Source organism: Pseudomonas sp. CP-1, from assembly GCF_021213715.1.
Lineage (GTDB): Bacteria > Pseudomonadota > Gammaproteobacteria > Pseudomonadales > Pseudomonadaceae > Pseudomonas > Pseudomonas aeruginosa.
Genome location: NZ_JAJQKY010000038.1, coordinates 1 through 15,435, shown reverse-complemented (window position 1 = coordinate 15,435; position 15,435 = coordinate 1). Strand labels below are relative to the sequence as shown.

Annotated in this window: 11 protein-coding genes, 1 tRNA gene and 1 pseudogene; all 13 read right to left on the bottom strand. The window is 60.9% G+C overall.

All coding sequences use genetic code 11. The features are described 5' to 3' along the window. Positions 1-75, bottom strand: a pseudogene (locus tag LT948_RS32675) (GTP-binding protein); the annotation flags it as partial. A 30-nt stretch (positions 76-105) separates the two neighbouring features. After that, positions 106-2,226 (bottom strand): elongation factor G, encoded by a 2,121-nt coding sequence (gene fusA / locus LT948_RS32670; protein WP_003093741.1) that lies wholly within the window; start codon positions 2,224-2,226, stop codon positions 106-108. Between the two features lie 30 nt (positions 2,227-2,256). After that, positions 2,257-2,727: a 30S ribosomal protein S7 gene (gene rpsG, locus LT948_RS32665; RefSeq protein ID WP_003093742.1), complete on the bottom strand. Its 471-nt coding sequence runs from the start codon at positions 2,725-2,727 to the stop codon at positions 2,257-2,259. Between the two features lie 99 nt (positions 2,728-2,826). Further along, the gene (gene rpsL, locus LT948_RS32660; RefSeq protein ID WP_003093744.1) at positions 2,827-3,198 is read right to left on the bottom strand and encodes a 30S ribosomal protein S12; all 372 of its coding nucleotides are present in this window, start codon (positions 3,196-3,198) and stop codon (positions 2,827-2,829) included. A gap of 151 nt (positions 3,199-3,349) precedes the next feature. Next, entirely contained in the window at positions 3,350-7,549 is a 4,200-nt protein-coding gene (rpoC, locus tag LT948_RS32655; protein WP_003093745.1) for a DNA-directed RNA polymerase subunit beta', read from the bottom strand. Positions 7,550-7,614: 65 nt separating this feature from the next. Then, a complete protein-coding gene (gene rpoB, locus LT948_RS32650; RefSeq protein WP_003093746.1) occupies positions 7,615-11,688 on the bottom strand; it encodes a DNA-directed RNA polymerase subunit beta in 4,074 nt (1,357 codons plus the stop codon). A gap of 221 nt (positions 11,689-11,909) precedes the next feature. After that, entirely contained in the window at positions 11,910-12,278 is a 369-nt protein-coding gene (rplL, locus tag LT948_RS32645) for a 50S ribosomal protein L7/L12 (RefSeq protein WP_003093747.1), read from the bottom strand. 78 nt (positions 12,279-12,356) lie between these two features. Beyond that, a complete protein-coding gene (rplJ, locus tag LT948_RS32640; RefSeq protein ID WP_003093748.1) occupies positions 12,357-12,857 on the bottom strand; it encodes a 50S ribosomal protein L10 in 501 nt (166 codons plus the stop codon). 198 nt (positions 12,858-13,055) lie between these two features. Continuing rightward, entirely contained in the window at positions 13,056-13,751 is a 696-nt protein-coding gene (gene rplA, locus LT948_RS32635) for a 50S ribosomal protein L1 (protein WP_003093749.1), read from the bottom strand. Continuing rightward, a complete protein-coding gene (gene rplK, locus LT948_RS32630; RefSeq protein WP_003093751.1) occupies positions 13,751-14,182 on the bottom strand; it encodes a 50S ribosomal protein L11 in 432 nt (143 codons plus the stop codon). Before rplK ends, rplA begins: the two co-directional genes overlap by 1 nt. A 116-nt stretch (positions 14,183-14,298) precedes the next feature. Further along, positions 14,299-14,832 carry a transcription termination/antitermination protein NusG gene (gene nusG / locus LT948_RS32625; protein WP_003108028.1) on the bottom strand — a complete coding sequence of 178 codons (534 nt, stop codon included), beginning with the start codon at positions 14,830-14,832 and terminating at the stop codon, positions 14,299-14,301. A 9-nt stretch (positions 14,833-14,841) separates the two neighbouring features. Next, positions 14,842-15,210 carry a preprotein translocase subunit SecE gene (gene secE / locus LT948_RS32620; protein ID WP_003108030.1) on the bottom strand — a complete coding sequence of 123 codons (369 nt, stop codon included), beginning with the start codon at positions 15,208-15,210 and terminating at the stop codon, positions 14,842-14,844. Between the two features lie 45 nt (positions 15,211-15,255). Then, a tRNA-Trp gene (locus LT948_RS32615) sits at positions 15,256-15,331 on the bottom strand. Between the last annotated feature and the right edge of the window lie 104 nt (positions 15,332-15,435).

Below are 15,435 nucleotides of genomic sequence, written 5' to 3'. Positions count from 1 at the left end.
CTTGCCATGGTCAACGTGACCGATGGTGCCGACGTTGACGTGCGGTTTGTTACGTTCGAATTTTTCCTTAGCCACGACAGTAAACCTCTTACTTAAAGGGCTGAATCAACCTTGTTTTTTAACCAGCGCTTCGACGATGTTCGACGGAGCTTCGGCGTATTTGGAGAATTCCATGGAGTAGCTCGCGCGACCCTGGGACATGGAACGCACGTCGGTCGCATAACCGAACATCTCACCCAGCGGAACCTCGGCACGAATAACCTTACCGGAAACCGTGTCCTCCATCCCCTGAATCAGACCACGACGACGGTTCAGGTCGCCCATCACGTCACCCATGTAGTCCTCAGGAGTCACCACCTCTACCTTCATGATCGGCTCGAGCACCTTGCCGCCGCCCTTCTGGGCCAGCTGCTTGGTCGCCATGGAAGCAGCGATCTTGAACGCCATCTCGTTGGAGTCGACGTCATGGTAGGAACCATCGAAAACGGTAGCCTTCAGGCCGATGAGCGGATAGCCGGCAACGACGCCGTTCTTCATCTGCTCTTCGATACCCTTCTGGATCGCCGGGATGTATTCCTTCGGAACCACACCGCCCACGACTTCGTTCTCGAACACCAGGCCTTCGGTGATGTTGCCCTTCTCGTCCACGTCCGCGGCCGAGAAACGGATCCAGCAATGACCGAACTGACCGCGACCACCGGACTGGCGAACGAACTTGCCTTCGATCTCCACGTTGTCCTTGGTGATGGTCTCACGGTAGGCAACCTGCGGCTTGCCGATGTTGGCCTCGACACCGAACTCGCGCTTCATGCGGTCGACGATGATGTCCAGGTGCAACTCGCCCATGCCGGAGATGATGGTCTGACCGGACTCTTCGTCGGTCTTGACACGGAACGACGGGTCTTCCTGGGCCAGCTTGCCGAGGGCGATACCCATCTTCTCCTGGTCAGCCTTGGTCTTCGGCTCTACAGCGACCGAGATTACCGGCTCGGGGAAGTCCATGCGCTCGAGGATGATCGGCTTCTCGATCGAGCACAGGGTGTCACCGGTGGTGACGTCCTTCATGCCGATCAGGGCAGCGATGTCGCCTGCGCGCACTTCCTTGATCTCTTCACGCTGGTTGGCGTGCATCTGCACCATCCGACCGACGCGCTCTTTCTTGCCTTTCACCGAGTTCAGGACGGAGTCGCCGGAACTCAGGACGCCGGAGTAAACGCGGGCGAAGGTCAGGGTACCGACGAACGGGTCGGTAGCGATCTTGAACGCCAGGGACGAGAACGGTTCGTTGTCGTCGGCATGACGCTCGTCTTCGACGGTCTCGTCGTCCGGGCTGACGCCCTTGATCGCAGGGATCTCGGTCGGAGCCGGGAGGTAGTCGATGACGGCATCGAGAACCAGCGGAACGCCCTTGTTCTTGAACGAGGAACCGCAGACGGCCGGAACGATCTCGCACGCCAGGGTGCGCAGACGCAGGCCTTCCTTGATCTCGGCTTCGGAGAGCTCGCCCTCTTCGAGGTACTTGTTCATCAGCTCTTCGTTGGCTTCGGCCGCAGCCTCGACCATGCTGGAACGCCACTCTTCGGCCAGGTCCTTGAGCTCCGCAGGAATTTCTTCCTCGCGGTAGGTCATGCCCTTGTCGTCATCGTTCCAGTAGATGGCCTTCATCTTGATCAGGTCGACCTGACCGACGAAGTTCTCTTCAGCGCCGATGGCGAGCTGGACCGGAACCGGGGTATGACCCAGGCGCTTCTTGATCTGCTCGACGACGCGCAGGAAGTTCGCGCCCTGGCGGTCCATCTTGTTGACGTAGACGATGCGCGGTACGCCGTACTTGTTGGCCTGACGCCATACGGTTTCCGACTGCGGCTCTACGCCGGAGGTGCCACAGAACACCACGACAGCGCCGTCCAGTACACGCAGGGAACGCTCCACCTCGATGGTGAAGTCTACGTGGCCGGGAGTGTCGATGACGTTTACGCGATAGTTGTCGTACTGACCGCGCGAACCCTTCCAGAAGGTGGTAACGGCAGCGGAGGTAATGGTGATACCGCGCTCCTGCTCCTGCACCATCCAGTCGGTGGTCGCAGCGCCGTCATGCACTTCGCCCAGCTTGTGGTTGACGCCGGTATAGAACAGAACCCGCTCCGTGGTGGTGGTCTTGCCCGCGTCAACGTGGGCACAGATACCGATATTACGGTAGCGGTTGATGGGTGTAGTACGGGCCACAATAAGGTCCTCGGGGGTTGGGCAGCGCGATTAGAACCGGTAGTGCGAGAAGGCCTTGTTGGCCTCTGCCATACGGTGCACGTCTTCACGCTTCTTGACTGCTGCGCCCTTGCCTTCAGCGGCATCCAGCAGCTCGCCAGCCAGGCGCAGAGCCATGGACTTCTCGCCACGCTTGCGGGCGAAGTCCACCAGCCAACGCATGGCCAGGGCATTACGACGGGACGGACGGACTTCGACCGGAACCTGGTAAGTCGCACCACCTACGCGGCGGGACTTCACTTCGACCAGCGGAGCGATGGCATCGAGAGCTTTTTCGAAGGTTTCCAGGGGATCGGCCTTGCCGCGTTCCTTCACCTTGTCCAGCGCACCGTAAACGATACGCTCGGCAACGGCTTTCTTGCCGCTTTCCATCACGTGGTTCATGAACTTGGCCAGGATCTGGCTTCCGTATTTCGGATCAGCCAGCACTTCACGCTTGGCCGCTACACGACGTCTTGGCATTGATAAGCCCTCAAACGGTCTTCAGGTTAGCCCGGGACCATAACAGTCAAGTTACGCCCGACCTTACTCTTATCGACTCAGATAAATATAAAAACGCTATTACTTCGGACGCTTGGCGCCGTACTTCGAACGACCCTGCTTACGGTCTTTGACACCCGAGGTGTCCAGCGAACCGCGCACGGTGTGGTAACGCACACCCGGAAGGTCCTTTACACGACCGCCACGGATCAGCACTACGCTGTGCTCTTGCAGGTTGTGACCTTCACCACCGATGTACGAGGAAACCTCGAAACCGTTGGTCAGACGTACACGGCATACCTTACGCAGTGCCGAGTTCGGCTTTTTCGGCGTGGTGGTGTATACGCGGGTGCATACGCCACGACGTTGCGGGCAGTTTTGCAGCGCAGGCACGTCGCTCTTGTCGACCATGCGCTTGCGCGGCTTACGCACCAGCTGGTTGATAGTTGCCATCTATAGCTCCACTGATTGTCTTACGACACACAAACGAAATGACAGAGCGTGCGCCCTGCCAATTTTCGGGGTACAAAATAGTAAAGAGGTTCTTGTACACCGTCAAGACAAAGCCCCGGCTATCGGGATAGCCGGGGCTTGTCGTTGATGCTTAGTTACCGCTCGAGTTCAGCGCTTCGGTCAGTGCGGCTTCCGCCTCGCTGGCACTCACACGCTGCGGCTTGCCGAGGTCGCGCTGACGCTTGCGCTCGCTGTGGTAAGCCAGACCGGTACCGGCCGGGATCAGGCGACCCACGACCACGTTCTCTTTCAGACCACGCAGGAAGTCGCGCTTGCCGGTGACCGCCGCCTCGGTGAGGACGCGGGTGGTCTCCTGGAACGACGCCGCGGAAATGAACGACTCGGTCGACAGGGAGGCCTTGGTGATACCCAGCAGAACCCGCTCGTACTTGGCCGGGAACTTGTCCTCGGTACCGAGCTGTTCGTTCTCTTCCAGCACCTGGGTGAGTTCCACCTGGTCGCCTTTGATGAAGCTGGAGTCGCCGGACTCGCTGACTTCGACCTTGCGCAGCATCTGACGCAGGATGGTCTCGATGTGCTTGTCGTTGATCTTCACGCCCTGCAGACGGTAGACGTCCTGGATCTCGTTGACGATGTACTTCGCCAGCGAGCTCACGCCCAGCAGGCGCAGGATGTCGTGCGGGTTGCTCGGACCGTCGGAGATGACTTCGCCGCGGTTCACCTGTTCGCCTTCGAACACGTTCAGGTGACGCCACTTCGGAATCAGCTCCTCGTACGGATCGCTGCCATCGTTCGGCGTGATGACCAGGCGGCGCTTGCCCTTGGTCTCCTTGCCGAAGGAGATGGTGCCGCTGATTTCCGCCAGGATCGAAGGCTCTTTCGGACGACGAGCCTCGAACAGGTCGGCAACGCGCGGCAGACCACCGGTGATGTCACGGGTCTTCGAGGTTTCCTGCGGGATACGCGCGACAACGTCACCGATGCTCACCTTGGCGCCGTCGGTCAGGTTGACCAGGGCGTTGGCCGGCAGGAAGTACTGCGCCGGTACGTCGGTACCCGGCAGCAGCAGGTCCTTGCCCGCGGCATCGATCAGCTTCACGGCCGGACGGATGTCCTTGCCGGCAGCCGGACGGTCCTTCGGATCCATCACTTCGATGTTGGTCAGGCCGGTCAGTTCGTCGGTCTGACGCTTGACGGTGATGCCCTCTTCCATGCCCACGAAGGCCACGGTACCGTCCACCTCGGTGACGATCGGGTGGGTGTGCGGGTCCCACTTGGCGACGATGGCGCCCGGGTCGACCTTGTCACCTTCCTTGACCGAGATCACCGCACCGTACGGCAGCTTGTAGCGCTCGCGCTCGCGACCGAAGTCGTCGGCAACCGCCAGTTCGCCGGAACGGGAAACCGCGACCAGCGCGCCGTCGGCACGAACCACATGCTTCAGGTTGTGCAGGCGGATGGTACCGCCGTTCTTCACCTGGACGTTGTCGGCCGCGGAGGTCCGGCTGGCCGCACCGCCGATGTGGAAGGTACGCATGGTCAGCTGGGTGCCCGGCTCACCGATGGACTGGGCAGCGATGACACCGACCGCCTCGCCGATGTTGACGCGATGGCCACGGGCCAGGTCGCGGCCGTAGCACATGGCGCAGATGCCATGACGGGTTTCGCAGGTGATCGGGGAACGCACCACCACTTCGTCGACGCTCATCACTTCGAGGAAGTCGACCCACTTCTCGTCGATCAGGGTGCCGGCCGGCACGATGACCTCGTCGCTGCCCGGCTTGAACACGTCGCGCGCGATCACACGGCCGAGCACGCGCTCGCCGAGCGGTTCGACCACGTCGCCGCCTTCGATGTGCGGCGACATCAGCAGGCCGTGCTCGGTACCGCAATCGATCTCGGTCACTACCAGATCCTGGGCCACGTCGACCAGACGACGGGTCAGGTAACCGGAGTTCGCGGTCTTCAGCGCGGTATCCGCCAGACCCTTACGAGCACCGTGGGTGGAGATGAAGTACTGGAGTACGTTCAGGCCTTCACGGAAGTTCGCGGTGATCGGGGTCTCGATGATCGAGCCGTCCGGCTTGGCCATCAGGCCACGCATACCTGCCAGCTGACGGATCTGGGCCGCGGAGCCCCGCGCACCCGAGTCAGCCATCATGTACATGGAGTTGAAGGACTCCTGGTCGACTTCCTTGCCCTCGCGATCGACGACCTTCTCTTTCGAGAGGTTGGCCATCATCGCCTTGGACACTTCGTCGTTGGCCTTCGACCACAGGTCGATCACCTTGTTGTACTTCTCGCCCTGGGTTACCAGGCCGGAGGCGTACTGGCTCTCGATCTCCTTCACTTCGTCGGTGGCGGCGTTGATGATCCGCGCCTTCTCGTCCGGGATGACGAAGTCGTTGACGCCGATGGACACGCCGGAAATGGTCGAGTAGGCGAAACCGGTGTACATCAGTTGGTCGGCGAAGATGACGGTGTCCTTCAGACCCACCACGCGATAGCAGTGGTTGATCAGCTTGGAGATCGCCTTCTTCTTCATCGACTGGTTGACCACGTCGAACGGCAGGCCGGCCGGAACGACCTGGAACAGCAGCGCGCGGCCGACGGTGGTGTCGACGATACGGGTATTGGCGGTCAGTTGGCCGTCTTCACCCTTGATCTTTTCGTTGATGCGCACTTTCACGCGAGCGTGCAGGGACGCCTGGCCGCTGCGGTAGGCGCGGTCGACTTCCTGCAGGTCGGCGAAGGCCATGCCCTCGCCCTTCGCGTTGATCGCTTCACGGGTCATGTAGTACAGACCCATTACCACGTCCTGCGACGGAACGATGATCGGCTCGCCGTTGGCGGGCGACAGGATGTTGTTGGTGGACATCATCAGCGCGCGCGCTTCCAGCTGGGCCTCGAGGGTCAGCGGAACGTGGACGGCCATCTGGTCACCGTCGAAGTCGGCGTTGTACGCGGCGCAGACCAGCGGGTGCAGCTGGATCGCCTTGCCTTCGATGAGGACCGGCTCGAACGCCTGGATGCCCAGACGGTGCAGGGTCGGCGCACGGTTCAGGAGAACCGGATGCTCGCGGATAACTTCGGCGAGAACGTCCCAGACCTCGGGCAGCTCGCGCTCGACCATTTTCTTGGCGGCCTTGATGGTGGTGGCCATGCCACGACCTTCCAGCTTGCCGAAGATGAACGGCTTGAACAGCTCCAGGGCCATCTTCTTCGGCAGACCGCACTGGTGCAGGCGCAGGGTCGGGCCCACGGTGATCACGGAACGACCGGAGTAGTCCACGCGCTTGCCGAGCAGGTTCTGACGGAAGCGACCTTGCTTGCCCTTGATCATGTCGGCCAGCGACTTCAGCGGACGCTTGTTCGAGCCAGTGATGGCGCGACCGCGACGGCCGTTGTCGAGCAGGGCGTCGACGGCTTCCTGCAGCATGCGCTTTTCGTTGCGCACGATGATGTCCGGAGCGGCCAGGTCGAGCAGGCGCTTCAGACGGTTGTTACGGTTGATCACCCGACGATACAGGTCGTTCAGGTCGGAAGTCGCGAAGCGACCGCCATCCAGCGGAACCAGCGGACGCAGGTCCGGCGGCAGCACCGGCAGGACGGTCAGGACCATCCACTCAGGCTTGTTGCCGGAGCCCTGGAAGGCTTCCATCAGCTTCAGGCGCTTGGACAGCTTCTTGATCTTGGTTTCCGAGTTGGTCTGCGGAATCTCTTCGCGCAGGCGGCCGATCTCGTGCTCCAGATCGATGGCGTTGAGCAGTTCGTGAACGGCTTCGGCGCCCATGCGAGCATCGAAATCGTCACCGAACTCTTCGAGGGCCTCGAAGTATTGCTCGTCGTTCAGCAGCTGGCCCTTTTCCAGGGTGGTCATGCCCGGATCGATCACCACGTAGCTCTCGAAATAGAGCACGCGCTCGATATCGCGCAGGGTCATGTCCAGCAGCAGGCCGATACGGGACGGCAGCGACTTCAGGAACCAGATGTGGGCAACCGGCGAAGCCAGCTCGATGTGGCCCATGCGCTCGCGGCGCACCTTGGCCAGGGCGACTTCCACGCCGCACTTCTCGCAGATCACACCGCGGTGCTTGAGGCGCTTGTACTTGCCGCACAGGCACTCGTAGTCCTTCACCGGGCCGAAGATCTTGGCGCAGAACAGGCCGTCGCGCTCCGGCTTGAAGGTACGGTAGTTGATGGTTTCCGGCTTTTTAACTTCGCCGAAAGACCAGGAACGAATCATCTCGGGCGAAGCCAGGCCAATACGGATGGCATCGAACTCTTCGATTTGACCCTGGTTTTTCAACAGATTAAGCAAGTCTTTCAAGGCCTTTCCTCCTCACGGACCCGGTGCGACCGGCCTTGACCAGCCGCACCGTCTAGCGTCACGTGTTATTCGGTTTCCAGTTCGATGTCGATGCCGAGCGAACGGATCTCTTTGATCAGAACGTTGAAGGACTCGGGCATGCCGGCCTCCATGCGGTGATCGCCGTCCACGATGTTCTTGTACATCTTGGTCCGGCCGTTCACGTCGTCCGACTTGACCGTCAGCATTTCCTGCAGGGTGTACGCCGCGCCATAGGCTTCCAGCGCCCACACCTCCATCTCACCGAAGCGCTGACCACCGAACTGTGCCTTACCACCCAGCGGCTGCTGGGTAACCAGGCTGTACGAGCCGGTGGAACGGGCGTGCATCTTGTCGTCCACCAGGTGGTTCAGCTTGAGCATGTACATGTAGCCGACGGTGGTCGGACGCTCGAACTGGTTGCCGGTACGGCCGTCGAACAGACGCATCTGGCCGCTTTCCGGCAGGTCGGCCAGCTTCAGCATGGCCTTGATCTCGCGTTCCTTGGCGCCATCGAACACCGGGGTCGCCATCGGTACGCCACCGCGCAGGTTCTTGGCCAGCGCGAGGATCTCGTTGTCGCCCAGCTCGTCGAGGTTTTCCTCGCGACCGCCGATCTCGTTGTAGATCTCGTGCAGGAACTTACGCAGTTCGGCGACCTTGCGCTGCTCTTCGAGCATGCGGTTGATCTTCTCGCCCAGCCCCTTGGCCGCGAGGCCCAGGTGGGTTTCGAGGATCTGACCGACGTTCATACGCGACGGTACGCCCAGCGGGTTGAGGACGATGTCGACCGGGGTGCCATTGGCATCGTGCGGCATGTCTTCCACCGGCATGATCACCGAGACCACACCCTTGTTACCGTGACGGCCGGCCATCTTGTCGCCCGGCTGGATGCGACGCTTGATCGCCAGGTAGACCTTGACGATCTTCAGCACGCCCGGAGCCAGGTCGTCGCCCTGCTGCAGCTTGCGCTTCTTGTCCTCGAACTTGTCGTCCAGGAGCTGGCGACGATCGCTGATGTAGGCCTGGGCCTTCTCCAGCTGTTCGTTCAGGGCGTCGTCCGCCATGCGCAGCTTGAACCACTGGCCGCGCTCGAGACCGTCGAGGTAGTCGTCGGTGATCTCCGTACCCTTCTTCAGCGCCGGGCCACCTTCAGCCTTGGCACCGACCAGGGCGGCACGCAGACGCTCGAAGGTCGCGCCTTCGACGATGCGGAACTCTTCGTTCAGGTCCTTGCGGATCTGGTCGAGTTGCATCTTCTCGATGGACAGAGCGCGGGAGTCGCGCTCGACGCCGTCGCGGGTGAAGACCTGAACGTCGATGACGGTACCCTTGGTGCCGGTCGGCACACGCAGGGAGGTGTCCTTCACGTCGGACGCCTTCTCACCGAAGATCGCGCGCAGCAGCTTCTCTTCCGGAGTCAGCTGGGTCTCGCCTTTCGGAGTGACCTTGCCGACCAGGATGTCACCGGCCTGCACTTCGGCGCCGACGTAGACGATACCGGCTTCGTCCAGCTTGTTCAGCGCGGCCTCGCCCACGTTCGGGATGTCCGCGGTGATTTCCTCTGGGCCGAGCTTGGTGTCACGAGCGACGCAGGTCAGTTCCTGGATGTGGATCGTGGTGAAACGATCTTCCTGGACCACGCGCTCGGACAGGCAGATGGAGTCTTCGAAGTTGAAGCCGTTCCAGGGCATGAACGCTACGCGCATGTTCTGGCCCAGGGCCAGTTCGCCCATGTCGGTGGACGGACCGTCGGCCAGGATGTCGCCGCGCGCGACCACGTCACCCTTGCTCACCAGCGGACGCTGGTTGATGCAGGTGTTCTGGTTGGAACGGGTGTACTTGGTCAGGTTGTAGATGTCGACACCCGCTTCGCCGGTCTCGACTTCGTCATCCGCCACGCGAACCACGACACGGCTGGCATCGACCGAGTCGATCACACCGCCACGGCGAGCCACGACGCAGACGCCGGAGTCGCGCGCCACGTTGCGCTCCATGCCGGTACCCACCAGCGGCTTGTCGGCACGCAGGGTCGGCACGGCCTGACGCTGCATGTTCGAGCCCATGAGTGCGCGGTTGGCGTCATCGTGCTCGAGGAACGGAATCAGCGAGGCAGCGACGGAAACGACCTGCTTCGGCGACACGTCCATCAGGGTCACGTCTTCCGGCGCCTTCACGGTGAATTCGTTCAGGTGACGCACGGCCACCAGTTCGTCCACCAGTTGACCCTTCTCGTTGAGGGTCGCCGAAGCCTGGGCGATGACGTGGTCGGCTTCTTCGATCGCCGACAGGAACACGATCTCGTCGGTTACCAGGCTGTCCTTGACCACGCGGTACGGGCTCTCGAGGAAGCCGTACTTGTTGGTGCGGGCGTAGGTCGCCAGGGAGTTGATCAGACCGATGTTCGGACCTTCAGGGGTTTCGATCGGGCACACGCGGCCGTAGTGGGTCGGGTGTACGTCACGAACCTCGAAGCCCGCACGCTCACGGGTCAGACCGCCCGGGCCGAGCGCGGAGACGCGGCGCTTGTGGGTGATCTCGGAAAGCGGGTTGTTCTGGTCCATGAACTGCGACAGCTGGCTCGAACCGAAGAACTCCTTGATCGCGGCAGCCACCGGCTTGGCGTTGATCAGGTCCTGCGGCATCAGGCCTTCGCTTTCGGCCATGGACAGGCGTTCCTTGACCGCGCGCTCGACGCGCACCAGGCCCACGCGGAACTGGTTCTCGGCCATTTCGCCGACGCAACGGACGCGACGGTTGCCCAGGTGGTCGATGTCATCGACGATGCCCTTGCCGTTACGGATGTCGACGAGGGTCTTGAGCACATCGATGATGTCTTCCTTGCTCAGGACGCCCGGACCTTCGATCTCGGTACGACCGATACGGCGGTTGAACTTCATCCGGCCCACGGCCGACAGGTCGTAACGCTCGGCGCTGAAGAACAGGTTGCCGAACAGGGTCTCGGCAGCTTCCTTGGTCGGCGGCTCGCCCGGACGCATCATCCGGTAGATTTCGACCAGGGCTTCCAGCTGGTTGCTGGTGTTGTCGATCTTCAGGGTGTCGGAGATGAACGGACCGCAGTCGATGTCGTTGGTGTACAGAGTCTCGATGCGCACGACCTGGGCCTTGGCCACCTTGGCCAGGAGGTCGAGGGTCAGCTCGGTGTTGCACTCGGCGATGATCTCGCCGGTAGCCGGATGCACGATCGCCTTGGCGATGGTACGGCCGATCAGGTAGTCGAACGGCACTTCCAGCTGGCTCACGCCAGCCTTTTCCAGCTGGTTGATGTGGCGGGCAGTGATACGACGCCCCTGCTCCACGATCACCTTGCCGCTGCCATCCTTGATGTCGATGCTCGCGACTTCACCGCGCAGACGCTGCGGGACCAGTTCCAGGTTCAGGGTCTCGCCCTTGATGTGGAAGACGTTGGTCGCGTAGAAGGCGTTGAGGATCTCTTCGGTGCTGTAGCCGAGCGCGCGCAGCAGTACCGAGGCCGGCAGCTTGCGGCGACGGTCGATACGGACGAACACGCAGTCCTTCGGATCGAACTCGAAGTCCAGCCAGGAACCGCGGTAAGGAATGATCCGCGCGGAGTACAGCAGCTTGCCGGAGCTGTGGGTCTTGCCACGGTCGTGGTCGAAGAACACGCCCGGGGAACGGTGCAGCTGGGAGACGATGACACGCTCGGTACCGTTGATGATGAAGGTACCGTTCTCGGTCATCAGGGGGATTTCCCCCATGTAGACTTCTTGTTCCTTGATGTCCTTGATCGCCTTGTTCGACGACTCGCGGTCGAAGATGATCAGGCGAACTTTCACGCGCAGCGGTACGGCGAAGGTCACGCCGCGCAGCACGCACTCCTTGACATCGAATGCCGGCTCACCCAGACGGTAGCCGACGTATTCCAGGGCAGCATTGCCGGAATAGCTGATAATCGGGAAAACGGACTTGAAGGCCGCGTGCAGACCGATATCGCGGAACTGCTCCTTGGTTGCGCCAGCCTGCAGGAATTCGCGATAGGAATCCAGCTGGATGGCCAGCAAATACGGCACATCCATGACGTCCGGCAACTTGCTAAAGTCCTTGCGGATACGTTTTTTCTCAGTGTATGAGTAAGCCATCAGCGTTCCCCAGCTTGGTCACCTGCTTGTTTGGCGTCTCCGACGGGAGCAGCCGGAAAATCTTGCAGACCCCTTGGCCTGCATTGCCCACTCGGGGCACTTTCACGTCGTGGGTGGAACGCCCGAGGCGAGTCCACCCATAACGGAAAAAGGCCGGTGGCAAAAGCCACCAGCCATCAGCCTTTCGCTTGACGCTCGGGCTGTAGACGCAAGGTCGTCGCTTACTTGAGCTCGACTTTGGCGCCTGCTTCTTCCAGGGCTTTCTTGGCGGCTTCGGCCTCTTCTTTCGAAGCGCCTTCCTTCACCACGCCCGGAGCGCCGTCTACGACAGCCTTGGCTTCTTTCAGACCCAGACCGGTCAGTTCGCGAACGACCTTGATCACGTTCACTTTCTTGTCGCCAGCTTCGGCCAGGACGATGGTGAACTCGGTCTGCTCTTCGGCAGCGGCAGCAGCCGGGCCAGCAGCGGCAACGGTAGCGGCAGCAGCGGTAACGCCGAACTTCTCTTCCATCGCCTTGATCAGTTCGACCACTTGCATGACGGACATTTCGGATACGGCGTTGATGATGTCTTCGTTGGTCAGAGCCATGACTCTAATTCCTGTATTGGGGGACGGCCTGCGGCCATCGTATTAAACAAATAAGATTGAAAGCGCTTGCGAGCCGACTTAGGCGGCAGCAGCTTCTTTCTGGTCGCGAATGGCCGCCAGAGTACGAGCCAGCTTGCTGGTAGCGCCCTGAATCACGCTCATCAGCTGCGATACGGCTTCGTCGTAGGTCGGCAGGCTTGCCAGTACGTCGATCTGATTGGCTGCGAGGAACTGACCCTCGAAGGCAGCCGCCTTGATCTCGAACTTGTCCTGACCCTTGGCGAACTCACGGAAGATACGAGCGGCAGCGCCCGGATGTTCGTTGGAGAAAGCGATCAGGGTCGGGCCTTTGAACACGTCGTTGAGCACGTCGAACTGGGTGCCTTCAACGGCGCGCTTGAGCAGGGTGTTACGTACGACTTTCACGTACACACCAGCTTCGCGGGCCTCTTTACGGAGTCCGGTCATGGCGCCTACGGTCACGCCACGGGCATCGGCCACGACAGCGGACAGGGCAGCTTTGGCAGCCTCGTTGACTTCAGCGACGATGGCCTTCTTGTCTTCGAGTTTAATTGCCACGGGTTTACTCCTGGATGTTACCGTTTCGTCCAGCCGGGGCCGGACGTCGTTTTGGTGTCTGATTCGGTAACCGAATCGGGAGCACCATCTGCGTAGGCTTGTGGTTTAAGGCTTGCGCCACCTACGGTCTTGGATAGCCCCCGCCAGGCAGGGACCCCAATACCTGTGCAGCGGGCAGAACCCGCTGCACGATTTCACTTAGGCTTCCAGGGAAGCCAGGTCGATCTGCAGGCCCGGACCCATGGTGGTGCTCAGGGTCACGCGCTTGACGTACACGCCTTTCGACGAGGACGGCTTCAGGCGCTTCAGGTCAGCCAGCAGTGCTTCAACGTTCTGCTGCAGCTTGGCCGGTTCGAAATCGACCTTACCGACGGAGCTGTGGATGATGCCGTTCTTGTCGGTACGGAAACGTACCTGACCAGCCTTGGCATTCTTCACGGCGGTAGCGACGTCCGGAGTCACGGTGCCGACTTTCGGGTTCGGCATCAGACCACGCGGGCCGAGGATCTGGCCCAGCTGACCGACGACACGCATGGCATCCGGGGAAGCGATGACGACGTCGTAGTTCAGGTCGCCGCCTTTCATTTCGGCAGCCAGCTCGTCCATACCCACCTTGTCGGCGCCGGCAGCCAGAGCGGCTTCGGCAGCCGGACCCTGGGTGAAGACGGCAACGCGGACGCTCTTGCCGGTGCCGTTCGGCAGGACGGTGGCGCCACGAACGACCTGGTCGGATTTACGCGGATCGACGCCGAGGTTCACGGCAACGTCCACGGACTCCTTGAACTTGATGGTGGACAGCTCGGCCAGCAGCTTGGCGGCCTCTTCGAAGCTGTACTGCTTGCCGGCAACTACTTTCTCGGCAATCGCCTTCTGGCGCTTGGTCAGCTTAGCCATTACACACCCTCCACGTTCAGGCCCATGCTGCGCGCGGAGCCAGCGATGGTACGTACAGCAGCGTCCAGATCAGCAGCGGTCAGGTCAGCCTGCTTGGTCTTGGCGATCTCTTCCAGCTGGGCACGGGTAACGGTGCCGACTTTCTGGGAGTTCGGACGAGCGGAGCCGCTGGTGATGCCAGCTGCCTTTTTCAGCAGGACGGCAGCCGGGGTGCTCTTGGTTTCGAAGGTGAAGCTACGGTCGCTGTAAACGGTGATGATCACAGGAGTCGGCAGGCCCGGCTCTTGGCCTTGGGTCTTGGCGTTGAACGCCTTGCAGAATTCCATGATGTTCACGCCGTGCTGACCCAGGGCAGGGCCGACCGGCGGCGACGGGTTGGCCTGACCGGCCTTTACTTGCAGCTTGATATAAGCCTGGATTTTCTTAGCCATTTGCTACTCCAAATTCGGGTACAAGCGCCTGAAGGCTCCCCGGTTGCTTTCGCGTTTATCCCAGTGACGACAAAACCCCGCAGCCTTGGGCTGCGGGGTGAGGGATGCGTTTTCAGCTAGACCTTTTCGACCTGACTGAACTCCAGCTCCACCGGGGTAGAGCGGCCAAAGATGAGCACGGCCACTTGGATCCGGCTCTTCTCGTAGTTAACTTCTTCGACGACACCATTGAAGTCGGCGAAAGGACCATCGATGACACGAACGGTCTCGCCCGGCTCGAACAGGGTCTTCGGCTTGGGCTTGTCCCCGCTATCGGCCACGCGACGCAGGATTGCATCAGCCTCACGATCGGTGATCGGAGCCGGCTTGTCGGCAGTCCCGCCGATGAAGCCCATGACGCGCGGGGTATCCTTCACCAGGTGCCAGGTACCTTCGTTCATTTCCATCTGAACCAGCACATAGCCAGGGAAGAATTTGCGCTCGCTCTTGCGCTTCTGGCCGTTCCGCATCTCCACCACTTCTTCGGTGGGAACCAGAATCTCGCCGAACTCTTCTTCCATGCCAGCAAGCTTGACACGCTCGATCAGCGAGCGCATGACATGCTTCTCGTAGCCCGAGTATGCATGCACAACGTACCAACGCTTAGCCACGGCGCACCCTTAACCTACAATCATGGAAACCAACCAACCCAGCAGGGAATCGAGCCCCCACAGCAGCAGCGCCATTACCAGCACTACCGCGACCACGATCAGCGTGGTCTGAGTTGTTTCTTGACGACTCGGCCATACGACCTTGCGAATCTCGACGCGCGCTTCCTTAGCAAGACTAAAGAAGGCCTGCCCCTTGGCCGTTTGCAGAGCCAGGAAAGCAGCGATCACCGCCAGAACGAGAATACCGAGAACGCGATACAGGATTGGTTGAGCCGAAAAGTACTGATTGCCCACAACGGCAACCACAACCAGAACGGCAACCAAGAGCCATTTCAAGAGATCAAAACGTGATTCTTTGGCTTCTGCCTTGGCATTCATCTGTTAGGAATCTCGTGAAGAAAAGCCAGATTTACTTGGGAAATCTGGCAGGCCAGGAGGGAATCGAACCCCCAACCTGCGGTTTTGGAGACCGCCGCTCTGCCAATTGAGCTACTGGCCTGAAGCAAAATCAGGCCGACCATTATGCCGGCCTGAGAGGGGAAGATCAACCGATATTATTCGATGATCTTGGCAACCACGCCGGCGCCAACGGTACGGCCGCCT